The 23,459-nt window shown below is 35.4% G+C and carries 21 protein-coding genes and 1 pseudogene; 5 read left to right on the top strand and 17 right to left on the bottom strand.

What is annotated here, in order from left to right; all coding sequences use genetic code 11:
* Window positions 1–81: 81 nt before the first annotated feature.
* The gene (locus ACFVR1_RS04175) at window positions 82–450 is read right to left on the bottom strand and encodes a YybH family protein (protein ID WP_387580734.1); all 369 of its coding nucleotides are present in this window, start codon (window positions 448–450) and stop codon (window positions 82–84) included.
* 75 nt (window positions 451–525) lie between these two features.
* Window positions 526–1,428 (bottom strand): GNAT family N-acetyltransferase, encoded by a 903-nt coding sequence (locus tag ACFVR1_RS04180; protein ID WP_387580737.1) that lies wholly within the window; start codon window positions 1,426–1,428, stop codon window positions 526–528.
* A gap of 237 nt (window positions 1,429–1,665) precedes the next feature.
* Between ACFVR1_RS04180 and ACFVR1_RS04185 the strand changes: the two are divergent.
* Both ACFVR1_RS04185 and ACFVR1_RS04190 read left to right on the top strand, forming a co-directional pair.
* Window positions 1,666–1,974, top strand: a pseudogene (locus ACFVR1_RS04185) (transposase); the annotation flags it as partial.
* Between the two features lie 513 nt (window positions 1,975–2,487).
* Complete coding sequence (locus ACFVR1_RS04190; RefSeq protein WP_387580740.1) at window positions 2,488–2,697, top strand: hypothetical protein; 210 nt, start codon at window positions 2,488–2,490, stop codon at window positions 2,695–2,697.
* Here the strand turns inward: ACFVR1_RS04190 and ACFVR1_RS04195 are convergent.
* From ACFVR1_RS04195 to parE, 3 genes are read right to left on the bottom strand one after another with little or no spacing between them, the layout of a single operon-like run.
* Window positions 2,694–3,878 (bottom strand): MFS transporter, encoded by a 1,185-nt coding sequence (locus ACFVR1_RS04195; protein ID WP_387580743.1) that lies wholly within the window; start codon window positions 3,876–3,878, stop codon window positions 2,694–2,696. The two genes, ACFVR1_RS04190 and ACFVR1_RS04195, sit on opposite strands and share 4 nt — an antisense overlap.
* A gap of 8 nt (window positions 3,879–3,886) precedes the next feature.
* Window positions 3,887–6,319 carry a DNA topoisomerase IV subunit A gene (gene parC / locus ACFVR1_RS04200; protein WP_387580745.1) on the bottom strand — a complete coding sequence of 811 codons (2,433 nt, stop codon included), beginning with the start codon at window positions 6,317–6,319 and terminating at the stop codon, window positions 3,887–3,889.
* Complete coding sequence (gene parE / locus ACFVR1_RS04205; protein WP_387580747.1) at window positions 6,316–8,319, bottom strand: DNA topoisomerase IV subunit B; 2,004 nt, start codon at window positions 8,317–8,319, stop codon at window positions 6,316–6,318. Before parE ends, parC begins: the two co-directional genes overlap by 4 nt.
* A gap of 317 nt (window positions 8,320–8,636) precedes the next feature.
* Here parE and plsY point away from each other — a divergent pair, with 317 nt between their 5' ends.
* Together plsY and ACFVR1_RS04215 are read left to right on the top strand one after the other, a co-directional pair.
* The gene (gene plsY, locus ACFVR1_RS04210) at window positions 8,637–9,242 is read left to right on the top strand and encodes a glycerol-3-phosphate 1-O-acyltransferase PlsY (protein ID WP_387580749.1); all 606 of its coding nucleotides are present in this window, start codon (window positions 8,637–8,639) and stop codon (window positions 9,240–9,242) included.
* A 23-nt stretch (window positions 9,243–9,265) separates the two neighbouring features.
* Window positions 9,266–9,559, top strand: coding sequence for a HesB/YadR/YfhF family protein (locus tag ACFVR1_RS04215; protein ID WP_387580752.1), 294 nt, complete (start codon window positions 9,266–9,268; stop codon window positions 9,557–9,559).
* A 17-nt stretch (window positions 9,560–9,576) separates the two neighbouring features.
* On the opposite strand, the gene ACFVR1_RS04220 is transcribed toward ACFVR1_RS04215, so the two are convergent.
* The 12 genes from ACFVR1_RS04220 to ACFVR1_RS04275 all read right to left on the bottom strand — a co-directional run bounded on the left by ACFVR1_RS04220 (window position 9,577) and on the right by ACFVR1_RS04275 (window position 22,760).
* Window positions 9,577–9,873, bottom strand: coding sequence for a hypothetical protein (locus ACFVR1_RS04220; RefSeq protein WP_387580754.1), 297 nt, complete (start codon window positions 9,871–9,873; stop codon window positions 9,577–9,579).
* Window positions 9,873–10,298, bottom strand: coding sequence for an acyl-CoA thioesterase (locus tag ACFVR1_RS04225; RefSeq protein ID WP_387580756.1), 426 nt, complete (start codon window positions 10,296–10,298; stop codon window positions 9,873–9,875). The genes ACFVR1_RS04220 and ACFVR1_RS04225 overlap by 1 nt, the downstream gene beginning before the upstream one ends.
* Window positions 10,299–10,355: 57 nt before the next feature.
* Entirely contained in the window at window positions 10,356–11,834 is a 1,479-nt protein-coding gene (locus tag ACFVR1_RS04230; RefSeq protein WP_387580759.1) for an AMP-binding protein, read from the bottom strand.
* A gap of 18 nt (window positions 11,835–11,852) precedes the next feature.
* On the bottom strand, window positions 11,853–12,593 hold the full coding sequence (gene fabG / locus ACFVR1_RS04235) for a 3-oxoacyl-ACP reductase FabG (protein WP_387580761.1): 741 nt from the start codon (window positions 12,591–12,593) through the stop codon (window positions 11,853–11,855).
* Window positions 12,590–13,489: an intracellular short-chain-length polyhydroxyalkanoate depolymerase gene (phaZ, locus tag ACFVR1_RS04240; protein ID WP_387580763.1), complete on the bottom strand. Its 900-nt coding sequence runs from the start codon at window positions 13,487–13,489 to the stop codon at window positions 12,590–12,592. Before phaZ ends, fabG begins: the two co-directional genes overlap by 4 nt.
* A 2-nt stretch (window positions 13,490–13,491) precedes the next feature.
* A complete protein-coding gene (locus ACFVR1_RS04245) occupies window positions 13,492–14,505 on the bottom strand; it encodes a 3-oxoacyl-ACP synthase (RefSeq protein WP_387580765.1) in 1,014 nt (337 codons plus the stop codon).
* The gene (locus ACFVR1_RS04250) at window positions 14,502–15,512 is read right to left on the bottom strand and encodes a branched-chain amino acid ABC transporter permease (protein WP_387580767.1); all 1,011 of its coding nucleotides are present in this window, start codon (window positions 15,510–15,512) and stop codon (window positions 14,502–14,504) included. The genes ACFVR1_RS04245 and ACFVR1_RS04250 overlap by 4 nt, the downstream gene beginning before the upstream one ends.
* Window positions 15,513–15,518: 6 nt before the next feature.
* Window positions 15,519–16,379: a branched-chain amino acid ABC transporter permease gene (locus ACFVR1_RS04255; RefSeq protein WP_387580769.1), complete on the bottom strand. Its 861-nt coding sequence runs from the start codon at window positions 16,377–16,379 to the stop codon at window positions 15,519–15,521.
* Between the two features lie 12 nt (window positions 16,380–16,391).
* On the bottom strand, window positions 16,392–17,099 hold the full coding sequence (locus ACFVR1_RS04260; protein WP_387580772.1) for an ABC transporter ATP-binding protein: 708 nt from the start codon (window positions 17,097–17,099) through the stop codon (window positions 16,392–16,394).
* Entirely contained in the window at window positions 17,083–17,850 is a 768-nt protein-coding gene (locus ACFVR1_RS04265) for an ABC transporter ATP-binding protein (protein ID WP_387581240.1), read from the bottom strand. Before ACFVR1_RS04265 ends, ACFVR1_RS04260 begins: the two co-directional genes overlap by 17 nt.
* Before the next feature lie 323 nt (window positions 17,851–18,173).
* Window positions 18,174–19,430, bottom strand: a complete 1,257-nt coding sequence (locus tag ACFVR1_RS04270; protein ID WP_387580774.1) for a substrate-binding domain-containing protein — start codon at window positions 19,428–19,430, stop codon at window positions 18,174–18,176.
* Window positions 19,431–19,550: 120 nt separating this feature from the next.
* The gene (locus ACFVR1_RS04275; RefSeq protein ID WP_387580777.1) at window positions 19,551–22,760 is read right to left on the bottom strand and encodes an AfsR/SARP family transcriptional regulator; all 3,210 of its coding nucleotides are present in this window, start codon (window positions 22,758–22,760) and stop codon (window positions 19,551–19,553) included.
* Window positions 22,761–22,909: 149 nt separating this feature from the next.
* On the opposite strand from ACFVR1_RS04275, the gene ACFVR1_RS04280 reads away from it, so the two are divergent.
* Window positions 22,910–23,458, top strand: a complete 549-nt coding sequence (locus ACFVR1_RS04280) for a GNAT family N-acetyltransferase (protein WP_387580779.1) — start codon at window positions 22,910–22,912, stop codon at window positions 23,456–23,458.
* The last annotated feature ends 1 nt before the right edge of the window (window position 23,459 follow it).

Consider the following 23,459-nt stretch of genomic DNA (forward strand, 5'->3'; position numbering starts at 1 on the left):
CAATAAAAAAGTAAAAACATAATGCCTTCTCCTCCATTTAAATAAATTATTGTGCAAGGTATTTATATCCTTAAATTCACATTATGAGATACTACTTAAATGTTCGTGTATTAACTTCCAATCATGCTCGTTTTCTTTAATAAAAACATTTGTCGCTCGTCCACTTCCAAAAACAAATTTGCCATCATAATAACCTTCATAGTGATATGTATAAATACAAGTTGCCGTTTTTTCATCAGCTACTAACCAATGTACATTGGATGCAGCATAGACCTCTTCTTTAATAACATCCCATGCATTTTCAAAATAGTTTTGAATTTCATTTATAGTTGTACAAGTTTTATCTGAAAACCAATAAACTGCATTTGGATGCAAGAGACTTTTAACGTTTTCAAAATTATGAGTGTTTGTAGCTTTAATATATTGCTCCAGACAATTTTTAAAACCCATTCAACTACTTACCTCCTATCAATTCATCATTCATTTTTGGAGTGATATCTATCGTTTTTTATTAATTCTCTTTACTTATATTCCCTTTGAGTACCGAACCTCTTCGCATTCTTGTTCAAAACCTACAGAAACATATAATGACAATGCAGATTCATTGTTTGTATTAACGTCTAGAAATGCTGATTTACAACCGTTCCCTTTTAGATAAAACAGTGCTTCAGAAAGTAAATATTTTGCAATCCCTTGCTTTCTGTCGGAATCACGAACAAATAGATCCTCAATGCAGCCTTGCCCGTCTTCTTTCCATACCATCACGCTACCAATTAGTGTATTATCACGCCATACAGATAGGGCTTTCCATAATGGGTTATTTTGATACTCAATTAATCGATCCAATCTAAGTGGTGAATCTGGCCAAATTTCAGCTTCTACTTTTAAATATTCCTTCTTGTCCATATCAGTTGCCATTTCCCAGTAGCGAAATTGATAAGGTGCTTTTATTTTAAATTTGCCGATAGGCTTATCTAAATCCCTTTGCATTGAGAATATACTCTCTATGTATTCAAAACCTTGTCGTATGAAAAATGAATTATTTCGCTCTTCAGTTGAATAATTTCCAACACATAGCATCGTTTTATTTTGACTTGAGAGGGTTTGTTTTAATTCACTTGCTCTTTGTAACAATAATTTATACAAAGAATCATAGAGATTATTATCCTCTTCTCGCTCCGGTAGAATCTTAAGATTCATAAAGATTTTGTGATGACCTGTATTGCCCGTGGGGATTTCTGAGACAATTTGCACCTGTCCTTTTGCAATCATTTGTTCGTCCTCAAATGCACAAAATACATTTTGCCAATTTTCTTTTGGTCCTACCCACCAAAAAACAACTTTCTGTTCAGATGTTAAATATTCACGGAATTTTTTCAAAAGCTGCATATCGTTTTCTTGGAAATTTCTAATCTCGATTTGCGACATATTTGTCACCTCTCACTCAACAGATTTCAGAATTGTCAAATATAATTATATGGATAAATAGTCACAAAAGTCAAATTTTAAAAGTGCTATGTTACTAGTCTGATAATTTGTTGGTTTAGTATACCATTCATAAAAACTATAATTTGAATAGATTAAGAAAAGTCCAGATGCCTTTTAAGCGCATCTTGGCTTCGCTAATTCCCTAGCTTTGGACGAAACACTTGCTCCTGCGGTTACTCGTCTCTGGCGGGCATCGATATTCAACGCAATCAATCCGGAAAGTTTCAGTATCAGGACCGTATTAATAAAAGTGGAAATAGGAGGTTGCGGAAAATCCTATTTTTAATGATAATGTCGATGATTTCACAGCGAGAAAGTTCCCGAAATCAAATTGTAAATTATTATGATCAACTAAAAAAGCAACCTCAGAGTAAGCATCATAAGGTTGCGGTAATCGCATGTGTGAATAAGTTCCTGAAAGTCGCATTTCACCTTATAGAAGGAGAAAATCCTAATAAAGTAATTAAATTTAAAGGTGATTATTGATAAGTCCCCTTGTTTATTGTTCATTGTTGCTTGGAGTGCAGGTGCTCGACTCCTGCGGGAATAGCAAATGTTTTTTTGCACCGAAAGCGAGCGCCGGAACGGAAAGCAACAACTCATTGATGGATCACTATCTTTAATTTGCTTTTTATAGAAATTACTCTTGACTAGAGGTAAGAAAGCGTCCGCCAACAGCGAAAATCAAACTATTCATGGCATATAAAATTTATATACTTGTCTGTAAAAAAGACTGTTTGGATTCGATAACACCCAAACAGTCTTGCAATAAGGCTGTTTACTTTTTTTCTTAAGAAGTATAAAGGAAATGCTGAACTCCAAACAACACAATATTTCATAATACTAAAAATGAATCTACAATTACGACTAAACTCAGTATGAATATAGGAATAAATTATCACCAAGGACAACTTTTAACTGAGTTTCGTAACTTGTATTTTAATAAAAATTAATATACGCTATCCTTTGAAAGAAATAATTATTATAGGAGTGATTTAGATGGCAAAATCCGCTGCATTTAAAAAACGTGCCCACCAGCTTCGAAACACAGGAAAAGATGTATCTGCTTTTCGAAATGAAGTTGATTTTAGTACTCATGTACGAATGACAAAAACAAAGAAAGAAAAATTACAACAGTATCAAAATAAACATAAAAAGCATTTCCAACAAGGTTTACGCCCCGATGGAAATGCTTTTTATTTTGCTTAAATAAAAGCTAGTTTATTTTTTTTCATTCTCCATACGAAAATGGACGTTATCGATACACTAAGCAGGCCAAAGACAACGACCATGTATTGCATCCCGATGACATCTAAAAGAGCTCCTGTCGATAGTAAAACAACTTGGAAAGCTATTCGATCCAACATACTTCGGAATGAAAAGAATCTACCGTGAAATGCTTTAGGTATTTGCTTTTGAAAAATAGTCATTGCTGTGGGGAAGAAACAACCAAGCGAGAACCCCAACGCTGCAAAAGTTATAAGCGTTAATGCAGGACTAGCAGCAAAGTATAATAATATTTCAGCAGCACCTATTACAAAGACAAAAGTAAAAAGAATATTGTTTATTTTCCATTTAGCTCCAATATACTTTATGGCAAGAGTACCAAGCATAAAGGCAACCCCTTCAACTGCATAAATGATACCTTTAATCGATCCCGATTCTTGCAATACACTTATATTAATAATGAGCAAATTAAATGATCCTAAAAATAACACTGGAACAAGCGTTAAAATAAGTGTCATGAAAACTGCTGTATTTTCTCGTAACATTGGAAAAATTTCTTTAAATCCACTGTTCCCTTTTCCATCTTTTAAATCTACTTTTTCTTTTTCATCTATCTTAAGAAAACAAGTAAACACTAATAATCCTGCGTATGTAATCATAGAAACTATATAGAGCGATTGTATTGGCCAATATACAAGGACAAATCCCGCAATGGCGGTTCCAGCTACACGTGCTATGGTGGATATATTCATATGCCAACCATTAAGTTGTAATAGCTCTTTTTGTTTTACAATCAACGGTAGTGTTGCTTGCAAAGCAGGGAAATAAAAAGAAGAAGATATTTGTAAACTAATTAAAAATAATACCATCCACCATATTGATCCTGTAGCAATTGCTACAAACATAAACAAAACACTTAGAACCCGTCCGATACTTGACACGATTAACACCGTTTTTTTCTTAGATTGATCAATAATCTTCCCTGCAAATGGACCTATCAACACACCTGCTAATAGTCCACTTGCAAGAATTAATGATTTATGAAAATCAGATGGAACTTTTTCTTGCATAAACTCAAGATTGCCAATAATGCCACTCCATAGACCTAGACCTGCAATCAATTCCCCTAATAACACAATCCAAACATTTATATTTCTCCACATAATATCCCTTATTCTTTCTGTTCGATTGGTTGTTTCCATACTCGAACAAGTTTACCGTCTTTTTCAGTATCTACAATAAATGACCCATTAGAATATCGATCAGTTGGGCGCAATGTGTTCGTTTGAACGATCTCCTGAACTCCTTTTTCTGTTTCTAAGACAAGTTCATCTGTTTTATTCGTTAAAATTACTGCAAATACTCTATGCGCATTTGTTTTTAATTCACGAAGTGTAACAATTCCGCGTTTCGCACGACCACCTGTTTCAATTTCCTTTAAGGACATTTTTTTCACTGATCCACGATGCGTAACCAATGTAATATCATCCTGACTGTTTTGACTAATTATATTTACACTTACTACGTAATCATCTTCTTTTAAATTTATAGCTTTAACTCCACCCGTTTTCACACCAGTGATTGGTACTTCATCTAATGAGAATCGAACTGAGTAACTATTGTAAGTGGTAAATAATACTTCATCGGAAGGTGTAACAAGTTCTGCAAGTATTAATTCATCTTCTTTTTTCAAATTGATAGTTTTAATCGGGCGTGCATATCGTTGAACAACATAATCAGAAAGTAAAGAACGTTTAATCTGACCATCTCTAGTTGCAGTAAGTACACATAAATCCAGATCAAATGATTCGATACCTATTACATTTATGATGGATTCATTCGTTTCTAAAGGTACTATACTTGAAATATGCTGGCCAAGATCTTTCCAGCGAATATCAGGCAACTCATGAACAGGTTGATAAATATAATTTCCTTTTGAAGTGAATAGTAGTAAATGATGTTGTGTATTAATTGGTTCTTTGTATAATACGTAATCAGATTCCTTTATTGCAAAGTCTTGACCATTAGAAGCTGTAAATGATCGCATACTTGTACGTTTAACATACCCGTCTTTTGTAACGGTTACAATTACTTCCTCACTTGGAATTAATACATCAAGCGTAACTTTAATCTCTTCGATTTCATCTTCAATTACAGATTTTCTTGGTTCAGCAAATTGTTTTCGAACTTCTAACAATTCTTTTTTTATAACTTTTAATAGAACGGCTTCACTTGCTAAAATACTTTCTAATTTTTTTACTAACTCATTGAGCGATTCTTCTTCATTTTGTAGTTCTGTTATATCTGTATTAGTTAGTCTATATAATTGCAATGAAACAATTGCTTCCGCTTGAGCTTCTGAGAAAGCATATGCAGTCATTAAGTTATTTTTAGCATCTCGTTTATCTTTAGAAGCACGAATCGTTCTAATTACTTCATCTAATATGGATAATGCTTTCATTAAGCCCGCAACGATGTGCAGACGTTCCTTTGCTTTTTTCAAGTCAAAAGCAGTTCTTCGAGTAACAACTTCTTTTTGATGACCGATATATGAATCTAATAACAACGGTAAGGTCATCATCGTAGGTCGTCTATTATGAATTGCAATCATATTAAAGTTATACGTTACTTGTAGATCTGTATTTTTGAATAAGAATTGAAGGATACCATGTGCCTCTACTTCTTTTTTCATTTCAATGACAATACGTAATCCCGTACGGTCGGATTCGTCTCGAACATCTGCTATTCCATCGAGACGCTTATCATGTCTTTGTTCATCAATTTTTTTAATTAAATTGGCTTTGTTTACTTCAAAAGGAATTTCAGTAATAACTATTTGCTCTTTACCGCCTTTTATTACTTCTATTTCTGTTTTAGAACGAACAACAATTTTCCCTTTACCTGTTTCATATGCTTTTTTGATGCCATCCACACCTTGAATTATCCCGCCAGTTGGGAAATCAGGTCCTTTTATTACTGTCATTAACTCATCGATTGTAGCGGCAGGATTTTCCATTCGCATTAATACAGCATCCAATGCTTCATGAAGAGCATGAGGTGGGATATCTGTAGCGTATCCTGCAGAAATACCAGTCGATCCATTAACTAATAGATTTGGAAAACGCGCAGGTAAAACAACAGGCTCTGAGTCGGAGTCATCAAAATTTGGAATATAGTCTACTGTGTTTTTATTAATATCTCGAAGTAGCTCATGTGAAATAGCAGAAAGTCTTGCTTCTGTATAACGCATTGCAGCAGGTGGATCCCCATCAACAGAACCATTATTACCGTGCATCTCCACTAACATATGTCTAAGTTTCCAATCCTGACTCATACGAACCATTGCTTCGTAAACAGAGCTATCTCCGTGAGGATGGTAGTTACCGATTACATTACCAACTGTTTTAGCAGATTTTCGGAAAGGTTTATCATTTGTATTTCCTTCCTGGAACATTGCAAATAAGATACGTCGTTGAACAGGTTTTAACCCATCTCTCGCATCTGGTAGTGCGCGGTCTTGAATGATGTATTTACTATAACGTCCAAACCGATCACCTATCACTTCTTCTAGTGGTAAATCTTGATAACGTTCGGTTTGTGTCATACTAACTCATCCTCCGTGTGAATTCTTTCATTTTCTAAAATATTTGAATCATCATTTAAACTAAAATTAACATTTGCTTCAATCCATTTACGACGTGGTTCTACTTTATCACCCATTAAAGTCGTTACATGTCTTTCAGCTCGAGCACCGTCTTCTATAGTTACACGAATTAGTGTACGCGTTTCAGGATTCATTGTAGTATCCCATAATTGGTCAGCATTCATTTCTCCAAGCCCTTTATAACGTTGGAGCATAAATCCTTTCCCAATCTTCTTGGTAGCGGCGTCTAATTCTTTTTCTGTCCAAGCATATTGAAACACTTCTTTTTTACCAAGACCTTTATATACTTTATATAGAGGAGGTAAAGCAATGTATATTTTCCCATTTTCGATCAATGGTTTCATATAGCGATAAAAGAAGGTTAATAACAGCACTTGAATATGAGCTCCATCTGTATCAGCATCAGTCATGATTACTACTTTATCATATGCAATATCAGCTATTTGGAAGTCAGTGCCTACTCCACCTCCGATAGCATGAATAATAGTGGAAATCTCTTCGTTTTTCATAATATCGGCGAGTTTTGCTTTTTCTGTATTAATTACTTTACCTCTTAAAGGAAGTATTGCTTGAAAAGTTCGATCTCTTCCTTGTTTGGCAGATCCTCCAGCAGAATCTCCTTCGACTAGATAGAGTTCATTTTTAGAAGCATTACGAGATTGAGCGGGGGTTAACTTACCAGACAATAGCGTATCAGAGCGTTTGCGTTTTTTTCCATTACGAGCGTCTTCTCTTGCTTTACGTGCGGCTTCTCTAGCTTGTTGAGCACGAATTGCTTTTCGTATTAATGAGGACGTAAGCTCCGCATTTTCTTCTAAAATATATTGAAGTTTTTCCGAAATAACCCCATCAACAGCACTTCTTGCTTCACTTGTCCCAAGTTTCCCTTTTGTTTGTCCTTCAAATTGCAGTAAATTCTCAGGAATTCGGACAGAAACTATTGCAGATATCCCTTCTCGAATATCCGAACCTTCTAAATTCTTATCTTTTTCCTTCAACAAACTTGTTTTCCGAGCATACTCATTAAAAACTCTTGTTAGTGCAGCTTTTGCACCAGTTTCATGAGTTCCACCATCTCTAGTACGTACATTATTTACAAACGAAAGAATCGTTTCTGAGTACCCATCATTAAACTGAAAGGCAAACTCTACTTCTATTTCATCCTGTATGCCTTCCATGTAAAATACGGGATGTAGGACATCTTTTTCTTCATTCAAATAAGAAACGAATGCTTGTATTCCAGTTTCATAATAAAAAATATCATGTGCACTTGTTCGTTCATCAATTAATTCTATTTTTAATCCTTTTAGTAGAAAAGCAGACTCTCTTAATCTTTCGCTTAATGTTTCGTAATTATATTTAGAAACGGAAAAAATGGTGTCATCTGGGAGAAAATGTACGGATGTACCAGTTTCTTTGGTAGTCCCAATTTCTTTTAACGCTTGGACAACTTTTCCACCGTTTTCAAATCGTTGGATGAATTTTTTTCCTTCGCGATGGATAATTACCTCGACAAATGATGAAAGCGCATTCACAACGGAAGCCCCTACACCATGTAGACCTCCACTTGTTTTATACCCTCCTTGACCGAACTTACCGCCAGCATGTAATACTGTAAATATAACTTCAGCTGTTGGTATTCCAGTTTTATGCATACCAGTCGGCATTCCCCGGCCAAAATCACGAACAGTAATACTTTGATCTTCATGAATTGTCACGATAATATGATTTCCAAATCCCGCGAGGCTTTCATCTACAGAGTTATCTACAATCTCATACACCAAATGATGCAATCCTCTTGTATCTGTGGAACCAATATACATACCAGGTCTTTTACGGACGGCTTCGAGCCCCTCCAATACCTGAATATCATCATCACTATAACTTGTTATTATTTCGGTTTTACTCAATATATGTTCCCCTCCAAAAAAACAAAACATCTGTTCTTATCTATTCTTTTAGCCTACAAACAGATTGTTCGTATGTCAATACTTTGCGTACATAGGGCCAGCTTTAATTGTAAATAAATATAAGGCTGTTTGCAATCTACTATACAGTAGCTTTCTCTATTGGAATGCATTTTTCCTTCTTTATGTTGAACAGAACTTAGCTTACATGGTAAACATAATAAGTTCAACCAATAAATATTTTAACCGATTTTCTTACGTTTGACGTTCTTTACATTGAACAGTACTTACCGGACATGGTAAACTAAGAGTTCAATATATTAATAGTTTTATACTAAAAGGAGTATGCTATGACGATAATTATTTTGCTTTTACTTGCATATGTAATTGGTTCCATACCTTCTGGCTTATGGATTGGAAAATTATTTTATAATACTGATATAAGAGAGCATGGTAGCGGAAATTTAGGTGCAACGAACACATTCCGAACCTTAGGCAAAAAAGCTGGTTTAGTTGTTACAATTATGGATATACTAAAAGGAACTGCTGCTACTCTACTTGGTTTGTTACCTTTTTTTGAATCTACTAATGTTCATCCTTTAATACTTGGCATAGTTGCAGTTATTGGCCATATGTTCCCAATTTTCGCTAACTTTAAAGGTGGTAAGGCGGTCGCCACTTCCGGAGGAATATTGCTTGGTTATAACTGGCCTATATTTGTATTATTAATAGTTGGTTTTTTGGTTGTGCTTAAGTTAACTAAAATGGTGTCTCTAACTTCAATGATCTTAGCAATCATTGCCTTACTATATTCTATAATTTATTATTTTACTTTTGAACATGATTTACCTTTAATCGGAGTCGTTTTACTAATTGCAATCTTTATCTTTTATCGACACCGTTCGAATATTAAAAGAATCAAAGCAGGAACCGAACCGAAAGTAAAGTGGATTTAACCTATTGAAAGCTGGTGATTAGTTTGAAAATATTCATCTCTTCAGAAGCAATGAACTGGTTCAAAGAAGAAATGGAAGCAAAAGCTGGAGACAAAATTCGCTTTTATGCTCGTTACGGTGGATCAAGTCCTTTACATGATGGGTTTTCTATTGGGATGACCATGGATACCCCAGTTATACCTTCTGTTACATTAATGTTAGAAAATATATTATTCTTTATCGAAGAACGAGATGAATGGTTCTTTGATGGTCATGATCTGTATGTCAATCTAGATTCAAAATTAGACGAATTATCTTATACATATAAAAAAGCGTGATTATACCACGCTTTTTTTTATTTGAATTTATTTAATTGTGATAGAAGTCCTTCTTCTTCCATAATGTCATATTCGTATTTTCCGAACAAATCAAAATGAGGATATCCTTCTTTTAAATCAATCCATTGTTCTTTTAATCCATATTTTTTACCCCACTCTATTAAAGTAGAGATGTTGCTGCAACCTACTTTTGTAACTGTCTTGCATCCGGGGAATCGCTTATCAACCCAATAGTGAGTAAGGAATGCTATTTGCTCGTTTCTTACTTGTCTCTTCCACTCATTAAGTTCATCTCGAGTTATGCCAAAAGCCATTAATCATTTACCTTGGCGATTTCGGCATATTTCGCATCCCAATCAGGATCTATTTTCTTCAGAGAAATTGGTCGAAAAGTGTCTTTTTTTACGATAACATGCTCTGATGTCGCTGTAGATGCAATAGTGCCATCCTTATGTACAATCTCATATCCATAAGTAGTTCGTAATTTACCATGGTTTTCAATCCATGTTTTAACGATTACTTTTTCACCGTATTTAACAGAAGATTTATAGCTAATATTCACATTTGTTACTGGTGATATATAACCGTATTCCTCTAGCCCAGCATATGTGAAACCTAAGTCTTGAATTAGTTGAGTACGTCCTATTTCCAACCAAATAACATAGTTTGCATGATATACAACACCCATTTGATCTGTTTCTGCATATCGTACTTCAATTTCTTTTTCACTTATAAACATTTGAAAGTCACCTCTATACCTATTATACAAAAAGACAATTTAAAAAGCTGTAAAGGACTACTCTACAGCTAATTGTAACAATCTTTTTTTATCAATTTTACCAATATCAGTTCGTGGAAGTTCTTCTACAATAAAAATCTTTTTTGGAACTTTAAAGCCTCCAAGTGAGTTTCTACAATGGGTATTAATCTCTGATTCATCAAATTCGTTCGGTTCTTTACATGTGATGAAGGCAGTAACGCATTCTCCCCAATTATCATCTTCTACACCTATCACTGCTACTTCTAGTACATTAGGATGTAATATGAGACACTGCTCCACTTCTTGAGGATATACATTTTCTCCACCAGAAATGATTAGTTCTTTTTTTCGACCTACGATAAAATAATCCCCGTCTGCATCCATTTTTGCTAAATCCCCTGTTTTTAACCATCCATTAACGAGCGTATGACTCGTCTCTAGCTCATTGTTCCAATACTTAGTGAATACATGCTTTCCAGAAATATATAACTCCCCAATTTCGTTTATCTTACAAATTTCTCCTAATTCATTTAAAATTTTTACTTCATTAAATTGCATACATTTCCCTACAGACCCTATTTTATTCCTTGCTATTTCTGGTTGAATAAAAAAATTATTTGGTCCTGCCTCTGTTAGACCATACCCTTCTTTAAAAAGAATTCCTTTCTTTTCAAATTCCTTGTAAATTGTTTTGGGACATGGAGCACCACCAGATAAAAAAACTTTGACAGTCGGAAATGTGGCTGTTTTCATATAATCCGTTTGAAGCATCGATTGATACATCGTTGGTACGAATAACGAAATAGTCGTCTTATATGTATTTAAAGCTATTAAGGCTTCTTCTGCATGAAAACGACTACCAGTGACAACGGTTCCACCTACCATTAGAACAGGAATACAAAGGGCGTTCAAACCTCCTGTGTGGAACATTGGCATATAATTGAGTGTACAATCCGTTTTATTTAAACCCCAGCTAATAATCGTGTTGATAGCATTCCAATTAACCGCATCAAAAGAGAGCACTACTCCTTTTGGTTTACCAGTAGTTCCACCAGTGTAAATGATAAGCCATGGATCAGTTAGAGAACAATTAGAATAGGGAGGTGATAACTCTGAATTGTTATCTTTCATACTCGATATTAATAATCGATTGATTTTTGTAAACTTACTACTAATAATTTGATGTTCTGCATCGTGGATAATGAGAACTGGTTGACAATCTTCCAAAATATACAACAGTTCTAATTCACTTAATCGGAAATTGAGTGGAACATAAAGAATCCCCTTTAAACCACATGCAAATAAGATAGCAAATAGTTCAATTCTATTTTGAGACAAAATAGCAACTCTATCGCCTTTCTGATATTGTTGAAGATTAAAATAATGAACCCATTTAGAAATATGGTTAGTTAACGTTTGATAACTCCATTTTTCGCCTGTATTAATATCTATTAAAGCAATCTTCTTTGGAGACAGTGCTGCCCGTTTATATATCCAAGTTTGCTCTGTATACAAATTGCACCGCTCCTTTCATTACATCATAATACCGCCATCCACTTGTAACACATGCCCATGCACATAACTCGATTCGTCAGAAGCTAGAAACAAATAAGCATTCGCAATATCTTTTGGATCCGCAAGTCGTTGGAGGGCAACAACGGATTTCATTTGATCTATTATTTTATCTGGCATCTTCTCAACCATTGCTGTACGCGTAAATCCTGGAGCAACGGCATTGACATTAATTCCTTTTCGCCCTAGCTCTTTAGCCCAAGTTTTTGTCATCCCAATTACAGCTGCTTTAGATGCAGCATAATTTGTTTGACCGACGTTACCATATACACCAGTTACAGAGGATGTATTAATGATTTTTCCAAAACCCTGTGCGATTAAATAAGGCACTACTGCTTGTGTGCAATGAAAGACACCTTTTAAGTTAACATCTAACACACGTGAAAAATCTTCTTCTGTCATTTTAGTTAGCATTGCATCTCTCGTTATTCCAGCATTATTTACTAAAATATCAATTTTTCCGTAATGATCAATTGTTTTTTGAATAAGAGAGTCCACACTCTCACGGTCCGCTACATCTACTTGAATAAATTTTACTTTGGCACCTTGTTCTACTAATGCTTCCGCCTGATCGGATCCAGAAATTTCATCGTAATCTGCCAATACAACTTTCGCACCTTCTTCTGCGAAACGTTGTGCCGCAGCTAATCCTATTCCATTAGCAGCACCTGTTATAATCGCTACTTTTTCGTTTAATCTCATATTTCATTCTCCTTTGTAAAGAAAGTTTCGATACGATCTGATAACTGCTCCAAATCATCGATTAAAGGTGAATGACCGCAATTGGTTAATGGAATATACGTAGCATTTTCTCCTAAATCCACAACTATCTCTTGTGTCATTTCTTCCGTTACCACATAATCTCGATCTCCTCTTAAAATGAGTGTTGGAATGGTGATTTCTTTTGCTTGATTGGATCCATTATTTACGCCATTATGTTCTCCACTGATATTAAACGTGTTTAATGAATGATACACGTCAGCCAAATTTCGTTGTGTTAACATATCATCCACGTATGCATCATAATGAGCTTCGCAAGGCTGATTATGCGTATAAATTGCTGCATTCCAAACTGCTTTTAATCCTTCTCTATTCCGTGTGTCATATAATCCTTGCATTGGGAGGGTTTTAGATGGATCTGATTCTACTTCTTCTAGTGTCTGTAATCTATGTTCTAGGTTTTGAGTTCCATCTGAATTCGTTCCAAAGAATGGGTAGCCACGTGTCGAAGCAGATGCTAAAAGAACAAGTTTCTCGCAGTATCCTGGATAATCTGCAACAAATTTCATACATATTGCCCCACCGGTTGACCATCCAATTAAATGAAATTGTTTTAACGATAATAGATCAACAAATTCTTTCAGGTCATCTGAAAAGTCTTTTATTCCTTGTACACGAGTAAAATAAGTGGACTCCCCAAACCCTCTAAGATCAATAGCGTATATAGTGAACTTCTTATCTAACTTTTCTATTATCAAATCCCAGTGCTTTGATGAAGTCATATTTCCATGCACTAACACAATCACAGCATTTCCACCTAGTCGTTCCCTATAAGCAATTGTCTCTCCATTTGCTAACAAAACTTTTTGTAATTCCATTTTTAAAACTCCTTTCCCCATTTAACTACTACTGCTCCCCAGGCATATCCGATTCCTGCACTTACTAATACTGCTAAATCTCCATCTTTTAATTTTCCCGACTCCTGTGCAAGCTCAAGCGAAATTATTTGATCCATTTGTCCAATATGACCGTAGTTATCTAGATAAATTGATTGTTCATTTGTTAAACCTAATTCATCTAGTACAAATTCATGGGCAGATTTTTTCATGTGAAGAATAGCTAAATAGTCGATATCGTTATCAGAAAATCCGCTTTTCACTAAAGAATTTCGTATCACTTTTAAAAAGTTTTGCATGGATTTCTGTTCTAGCCTTGCCTTCATTCCAGCTGGATCCAACACGTCCAAACGATAAAGTCCTTTTTGCAAATGTTCTTCAGTTAAGGGCACCTTAGTCCCACCAACAGGTACGACAACATCTTCAGAAAAAGAGCCATCTGTAATGATGTCAGACTCTAAAATAATATTTTCTGGATGATCTTTTTTTAGGATCATCGCTGCTCCTCCAGCACCTAAGTTAAACATAAAACGAGTTCGTTCATTTGTATAATCAATAAAATCACTATTTCGGTATCCACCTGCAAGAAGAACGGTATTAATAGTACTATCCGATTCCATCAAGCTCTTCGCTACCTTGATTGCCATAATAGTAGTCCCACAACGTAGTGCCACATCGAACCCCCATGCATGATAGGCTCCTAATTCTTCTTGCATTTTTATTGCAGCAGTCCATAAAGGATATTCTTTATGCTCCTCCCCAATATAAATGACTAGGTCAATTGTTTTCGGATCCACTGCTCCTTTTTGAATTGCTTTTTCCGCTGCTCGGATCCCCATTGCCACGGTATGATCATCTGGACCTGGGAGAGGCTTTTGGGTAATCCCCATTTTTGTTTTCACTACTTCTACAGGTATGTCAGAAAGGCTTGCAAGTTCTTCCGCAGTCATTTTGTGATCTGGTATGTATACACCAGTACTAACTATTCCTATAGTCATTTTGCTTCCGCCTTTCTTCTGGAATGACGTATCACTACATTTACTGCTTTATTTTTTCGTTTCCAAAAAGCATATTGAATCGTTCCAACAATCCCTCTAGGAAAGAAGATAACAGCTAAAATATATATAATTCCGAAGAAAATAATCCATCTTTCGAAAATAGGATATTCTTTTGCAAGTCCGGACAAATAATGTTGGGCTAGCTCTATGACACCTGCGCCTATAATAGGTCCAATTAATGTACCTACTCCACCAATAATTGTCATAAGTAATGCATCTAATGTAATATCCATTGTAAGTACACTAGTGTTTACAAATCTTAATGAAACCGCATAAAGAGATCCAGCTAAACTTGCTACAGCTCCTGCAATGACAGAAGCAATTACTTTATAATAAAGTGTTTGAAAACCTAATGATTTCGTCCTTTGCTCATTTTCACGGACGGCTATTAGAATTCTTCCGAGTGGTGATTCCACGAATCTTCGCAAGAAAAAGTACACAACTACTAAACAAACGAGAACGAGCAAGTAAAACATCATTCGATCCTTGAAGAACTCTGGTGCTCTAAACGTGAAACCATCATTTCCATGTGTAAGCGTTCTCCATTTTTCTGCTAGAACTAAAAACAAACCTGAAACAGCCAATGTTAACATTGCAAAGAAATGACTTTTTAATCTTAGTGTGAGTAACCCTACTAAAAAACTGATGACTCCTGCGATAATCATGCCAACGATAATCGAAATGAAAAACATACTTAAAGTAGCTTCAAAATGATTGAGCATAATTGCTGTTGTATAAGCACCCATCCCGAAAAACATAGCATGGCCGAAGGAAACAATCCCTGTATAACCTAGTAAAATATCGTAACTCATTGCAAGTATTGAAAAAATAAATATTTGAGTAAGTAAAATCGTCCATGTACGTGAGTCGGAGATAAAAGGAAAAAATGCGAGTGCAGCTATGATGACTAATAGTATGACATTATTCAACTGAAATTTTGATATCATCTCACATCATCCTTTCGCTGTAAACAAACCTTGCGGACGGAATATTAATACAATTGCCATTAGCATCATATTAACCGCAAGTGATAAGGCTGGAACGTAGTAAGCCATGAAACTACCTGCAAGCCCAACAAGGATTGCTGCAAGGAGTGATCCTGGAAAACTACCCATTCCACCAATGACAACAACGATAAAAGCTAAGATGGCGAATTCCATCCCCATTTCAGCATAAATTACTCCAGAATATGGAGCCATTAGAACTCCACTGAGTGCTGCAAGCGCTGCTCCAGCCATAAATACATATAAAAATACTCGTTTTATATTAATCCCAAGCGCTTGCACCATTTCTTTATTCATCACACCTGCACGAACGATTAATCCTATCTTCGTACGTTTTAACAAAAATTGAAAACCCCCAAATACGATAAATCCAATTAGGATGATGAACAAACGATATTTAATAATAATGACATCACCAATTTCCCAACTTCCAGCGAGTAAGGGAGGTGTTTTAGCTGCAATTTGATTTGGACCGAAAACTACTTTTAACATCTCTGATAATACGATCATAAACCCTAGTGTGATCAAGATTTGTTGAACATGATTCCCGTAAACTGGCTTAATAATGATTTTCTCTGTAATAAACCCAAGTATAATACCAGTTAATATCGCACCTATTATTGCAAACGTAAAACTATTCGTTAATCCATAAAACCATACCCCTGAAAAAGCTCCCCATGCAAACAACCCACCATGAGCAAAGTTCAACACATCCATTAACCCAAATATTAAGGTTAATCCGGCAGCAAGAAGAAAGATAAGCATTCCTGTAGCTAAACCATTTATAAATAGATTGATAAGTAACTCCATCTTTTAACCCCCTTACCCGATTCCTAAATACTTTCGTTTCAATTCCTCATTTTCTATTAAGCTACTCATTTGTCCTGATTGAACAGTTTCCCCATCATCAATAAGTGTATATGTATCTCCAATACGACTTGCCATCATAAAATTTTGCTCAACTAAAATAATGGAAGTCTGCTTTTTCATTTCTATAATCGCTTCCATTACTTTATCGATAACAACAGGTGCTAGGCCTTTCGAGGGTTCATCGATTAAAAGCAACTTGCTGTCATTGACAAACGCTCTAGCCATTGATAACATTTGCTTTTGCCCGCCTGACAAATGCCCCCCTTCTTTTTTCCAATAGGTTTTTAAGTCTGGAAATAAATCGAGTACAAATTCTTGCCTCACATGAGCAGCATCGTCTTCTTTTCTCATAGCGACTTTAATATTCTCTTCTACGGTCAATGCTCCAAAAATCCCTTGATCCTCAGGAACATACCCTATTCCATTTGATGCTATGTGGTGTGTCGCATTTTTTGTAATGTTTTGGTTTTGGAAAATGATTGAACCAGAAGCTGCAGGTGTCAACCCTAAAATGGTTTTTAAAGTAGTTGTTTTACCAGCACCATTTCTGCCTAATAGAACACTCACTTCTCCTTCCTGTGCTTCAAAAGAAACCCCTTGTAATATGTGATATTGACCGATAAATGTATGGACATTTTCTAATTTAAGTAAGATGCTCATCGTACAACCCTCCTAAATAAGCTTGCTGAACAGTTTCATTATCCATTATTTCGGTTGGTGTACCATCCGCTAGTAATCTCCCATTAAACAAAACCATGATAGAGTCTGATAAATCCATAATCATATCCATTTTGTGCTCGATCAATAAAATTGTTTTCTCATTCGTTTGTTTTATTTGCTTTATCACTTCAAGAATAGCCGGAACTTCCTCTAAAGACATTCCAGCTGTTGGTTCATCTAACAACAATACTTCCGTATCTAGCGCAAGCAACATCGCAATTTCTAATTTTCTTTTTTCACCGTGAGATAATTGGTTTGCAAAGGAGTTTGCTTTACTGGAAAGTAACACAATTTCTAATAATTTTTCTGCTTGGATATGTAAACTTTTATAGGATGAAAAATGGCGAAACATTTGATACCGAATCTTTTCTTTCGATTGTACTGCTAGCCGAACATTTTCAATGACAGTAAGATTAGGAAATACATTGGTTATTTGAAAAGAACGACCAAGTCCTTTTCTAGTCCTTTTTACCGAGGAATATTTGGCCATGGATTCACCTTTAAAAAATACATCTCCTGCAGTTGGTTTTAACTCTCCACTTATCAAATTGAAAAAAGTTGTTTTTCCGGCACCATTAGGGCCAATTATCGATTTAAATTGTTTCTTCGGCATGAAAAAGTCCACATGATCTACAGCAGTTTGTCCTCCAAATGTTATCGTTAAGTTTTCTGTTCTTAGTATAGGTTCCATCATTAAAATGCTCCTTTCCAACATCACTCTCCATATGTTAGAGAGATACTCTATCATATGGAGAGTGAACGACCTAGTCGATTAGGTCGTCACTTCTTCCAAATATATGAAAGTACATGCATTTCTACTAAGTAATTGTCCAGACTCCAGCGCCTTGCCCCTCGGGGTCAAATGTGAAAAAGCTGTGGTGGCTGGGGAGCTGCCTCCTAGTCCCGCACGAAGCGGGTCATGTCTGCATTGCCACAGGAAGTGGCGAACTTTGCAGACCTACACTGTTCCCATTTGCCTGTCGGGGCAGAAATAGGCGCTTGCGCTTTTCTTACTTATTTTTTGTTTAGTATCGGTGGTTCGGTTTCACTTGGAGATAATTCTCTTATTAGTACAGGTACAGGATAATCGAACCCATCTTGCTTCTCTAACCTAATAGAGTATAGTGCTTGCAATGCTTGATGGTCATCTGGTCGGAAAGTCATTGTTCCTTTTGGAGTTTCAAATGACATTCCTTCCATCACCTTAATTAGTTCCGTACCATCTGCAATGCCATCTGATTTTTTCAGTGCCTCAACGATCGCAATTGCTGCGGACATTCCACCAGGTGTAAATAAGTCAGGTACGACTCCGTTGAAACGTTTTTTATGTTCTTCTACTAACCAATCATTCACTTTGTTATGAGGAAGCGTATGATAGTAAACTGTGAATCCTTCCATTCCAACTAGAGGTTCCATTACAGATAATGCAGCTATATCTGGAGCACCTGTGGAAATCTTAATACCTTTTTCTTGGATTTTTAAATCTGCAATTTGGTTCCATGGAGAGTTTGCTCCTGCCCAAATGACAAATAGATAATCGGGTTTTGTTTGAATAATCTTTTGTAAATTTGATGTGAAGTCAGTAGCAGCTGGATCTGCAAATTCTTCTAGCACAACTTCTGCTCCTAATTTCTCTGCAGCCGCTTTAAATGCCGCTACACCGTCCCATCCAAATGAGTAATCTGGTGCAAATGTTGCAATTTTTACGCCTGGTTTTGCGATTGCCGCAGCACCTGCAACTGCATCTTGAGAAGAATTTCTTCCTGTTCTAAAGATATAAGGATTAAACTCTGAGCCGGTAATACTATCAGCAACAGCAGGTTCAACTACCATTATTTTTTTATACTCTTCTGCAAGTGGAAGAACAGCTAAAGTATCACCAGAACTAGAAGAACCAACTAGGAAATCCACTTTATCGTCTTCTAAAAGCTTCGTTGCCTTTTGAACAGCAACTTCTGGTTTTGTCTCCGTATCTTCGTAGACAACTTCAATTTTCTTTCCTGCAACTTCCATGGTTCCTCCAGTTGCATATTCAAGTCCTAATTCAAACCCATTTTTCGTTTGTTTACCATAGGACTCCAGGGCCCCAGTCAAGGAAGCAAGAACTCCGATTTTGATAGTACCCGCTTCTTCAGTTACTGCACTTGACACGGGAGTTGTTTCTTCTTTTTCTTTTTCATCTTCTTTCGTCGTACCTGCTTTATCGCTACAAGCGGCACTAAAAATCGAAAAAATAACAAGTATTAATAGTAAGCCCCATTTTTTTGTCATCCAAATCCCCCTTATTTTTTTGTGAGCGCTCTCATGCTTCTGTTTAAGAATATAAAAGAAGAGTTACAAAAGAGTTACAGGGAAACAGTAGCTTGTTTTAAAGCACAGGTTTTCCTTTCCTCAACTGTAACTCGTTATCATTTCATACATTTGAATTGTAGTATTCATAGGTTCTACTTTTAATTCTTCTTTTAAAACTGAAATACACCGCTCATACCATTTGACTGCTTTTGCCCTATCGTGAAGCTGATAGTGAGCAAACATTAATAATCGATATGCTTCTTCCCAAGTGGGGTCCAACCTTATTAGCTTCTCAGCCCAATATATAGTTTGTTCAAACTCTTTTAATCTTGTACAAGTTTGAGCAAGGCGTTCTATAGCTAATAGATATTCGTTTCGAGTTTTCTCTCGATCATGTAATATCCATTCAATAGTAGGTTTATCTTCTAATAGTTCCCCTTGATATAAATTGACTGCTTTTAACAAATATTCTTTGGCCGTTATTGCGTTTATTTCATTCATACCTTTTTCTATATAAACATGAAAAAATTCTAAGTCACTATAAATCGTTGCACTCGGATTTAAACGATACATCGACTGTTTTCGGGTAATAAAGAATGATTCTACTCTCGCCAGCCGATTTGGCTCTATTACTTTCAACAAGGAGTTTAATACTACTTTAAAATCACGATCAGCCGTTTTATCATCGACCTCACCCCATAGAACACGCATCAATTCATCTTTTGGAACGAATCGGTTTTTATGGATGTAAAGATAAGTAAATAATTCTTTTGACTTGTCCCTCTGCCACTTCCGTTCACTTATTTCTCTACTACTCATAAAAAGTGTAAAAGGTCCAAGAAATTGAAGCGTTAGTTCGTAGCCTGGGTAACTACTTGTTTCATTAATATTTAGCAACCTTATAATTGAATTTAAATAGTCGGAATCTGTATTTAATAGAAGCGCTTTCTGAAATAAAGGATAATGTATTTGCAAATCTCTAGGACCGAACATAGTTTTTCTTAGTAAGAAAAATTCAAAATGGAACTGAATGCAAAGGAATGCAAACTTTTCGGTATGCAGAATAAAGGCTTCATTATTTCCAAGATGATTATATATATTCATGTACCAATAGTGAGAAATCATTTCTCCGTAAACATCTTCACTACTTGTAAAATGGTGATTAGCTTCATTTACTTTTTTTATCGCCTGCTCCATTTCTCCTTTTTCAAAATATACAATCGTTAAACATATTAATATATAAGCAGACAACCAATAATCATTTCCTTTATCTGTCTCTCTTAGCCCTTTTTCCCCGTAAGAAATTGCTTCTTGAAATAAACCTTTTCTAGAATTTAAAATTGAAAGACCCATATATGGCTCCGCTTTTCCTCTAGAGACATTTAACTCTTCCATACGGTGAACAGCCTTTAGATAATAGCTCTCAGGTGTTTTCAAATCAAAAGGATCATCTAATATTTCTGCATGACCTCTTCTAATCCACCCAACTGCTTCTACGAAACCTGACTTCTCACGATACCCTGTTTCGATTCCTTTTATAGCAGCTCGTTTTGCTTCATCTACTTGACCCATTAAGGAATAGATAAATGATAATAAGACTTCAGTTTCTCTATGCGAATCAGGTAAACTCATTTCGTCGTTTATCCTATTTCTTAAAACAAGTTGTGCCTCACTAAGCATCCCGGTACGGAGCAGTATCCGTGCATCTAAATTTCCTTCCCTTAGAATTGAAATATCAAATTCTTCTTGTTTAACCCACTCTCTAGCCTCGTTGGCCTTACCTAAATTGACAAGATTCTCTGCTAATAAACGCTTTAGAGATAGCATTTCATGCTTTGTTATGTCAGAGCTCTTCATTGCCCAATTCACCGAGTCTTCAAGAAAAGGCTTTGCGAGTTTCGGTTGTATCGTATCCAGATAAATATGAGCTATACCCGCATTAGCACGACTTAAAAATAGCAAATTTTCATTTTCCTTTGCAAACAAAATACACATTTCATATGCCTTTTTTGCTTTCTCATAGAAAGCTCTATATCGATGACATTCGCCTTCATAATAATAAAGTTCGTAAAACTCTTTTCTTCTTTTCTCAGAGAGATGATCTTTTAATAATTCTAACAACCAATCAAATTGTCCTGCTCTAATCATAGACTGTGCAAAATGTACAATCATTTTCCCTAGAAAATATTCATCGTTTGCTTTAACCGCATGATGTAGCGACTGAATTAGATTATTTTGACCAGCATAAAAAGTAGCAGCTCTTTTATGTGTGTCATAATATAACTCTCGATCTTTTTGTAACCACTTTGTTTCTAAGTATTGATGAAATAATGCATGGAACCGATAAGAAGCCGTATCACTTAACGATTGAATAAAAGTGTGGCTATTCGCCAGTCTTTCTAGATTAGTTGCTTCATTTTCCCCAAACAACGTCATTATTACTTCCGAGTTAAAGGTTGGAAAAATACTGAAATTTAAAATGGATTGTCTATCTTCCTCATTCATTCGAAAAAATACTTCATCGGATAAATAAGAAAACAAATCTTTGAAAGCGGGATCAAATAACTCGCTTATTTGTTTACTCGTCTCTACTAGCTGCATCGCAATTAAATGTATTGCAATTGCCCAACCCTCTGTAATTCTCATGATTTCTACTGCTTCATCGTATGAAATAGTTTTTTCAAAGTAATCCTCAAAAAAAACTTGTATTTCTTCTTCATTAAACATAAAATCTTTTTCACTGATTTCCACCAGTTGCCCTTTTAATTTAAGATTTACCAACTTAGCCCATTTTGGACGACTTCTAGATGCAATTACAAGATGAATATGTGCAGGTAAAAATTCTATTATTTTTTCCACTATATAATTAATATGAAACACATGATCAATGAGGTGAAAATCATCTAGAATTATCGTAAAAGGAGCGTGAATCATAGAAAGTTCATTACTAAACAAAGAATACCACTGCTTTAATTCCTCTTCTTTTGGATACATTGAAATTATGTCTCTATCATTTAGAGCCTCTCCGAACGTGGGTACAATTCTACGGATGCTATGTAATAAATGTCGTAAAAAAGGAAGGATATCATCATCTTCTTCTGAGATGGTGTACCATGAAAACAATTCATTCGAATCAGTATAGTACTGTGCTAAAGCAGAGCTTTTACCAAAGCCTGCCCCACTATGTATCAGTGTTAATTTCCTACCTTCATTTGATCGGAATTTCTTAATGAGTGATGATCTTCTCATATAAAAAGATGGAGTAATGGGTGGGGTTAGTTTAGATATGATAATCGTTGTTTGTTCCATCCTTTACCTCCAAATCTAAATTATAGTTGTTTTATTTATCCTATCACATAAATATTCATAATTGAATGATAATTCCTACGTATTAAAAAATATAAAAATATGGTAAAATATCTAGATGATTGCAATGGATCTAGATAGGAGGAAGTCATATGAAATTTCCAGTTTTAGAGACAAAAAGATTAATGTTAATAGAAATTAAAGAAGAACATTCAGATGATATTTTCCGTGTTTTTTCAAATGATAAAGTAATAGAGTACTATGGTATGTCACCTTTTACACAAATGGACCAAGCACAAAATATTATCAAATCATTTTCAAAAAACTTTATCGAAAAACGGTCGATGCGTTGGGGTATTGTGCTGAAAGACACGAGTGAATTTGTAGGCACAGTAGGATTAAACAATCTCCTTCTTCCTAGTAAGCGAACAGAAATAGGTTACGACTTAATTCCTGATTACTGGAGAAAAGGGATTATTAGTGAAGCAGTGGAAGCGGTAATTCATTATTGTTTTGAGGAATTAAACTTATATCGAATAGGAGCGGTTACATTTCCAGAAAATGAACCCTCCTATAAGTTATTATTAAAATTAGGGTTTCAAAAAGAAGGTCTCTTAAGAGGTTATATTTATCAAAATGACAAGTCTAATGATGCATTTGTTTTTTCACTAATCCAACCCGATTGGAAAAAAGTAAAATAAT

The sequence above is a fragment of the Psychrobacillus sp. NPDC058041 genome, from assembly GCF_042885655.1.
Taxonomy (GTDB): Bacteria; Bacillota; Bacilli; order Bacillales_A; family Planococcaceae; genus Psychrobacillus.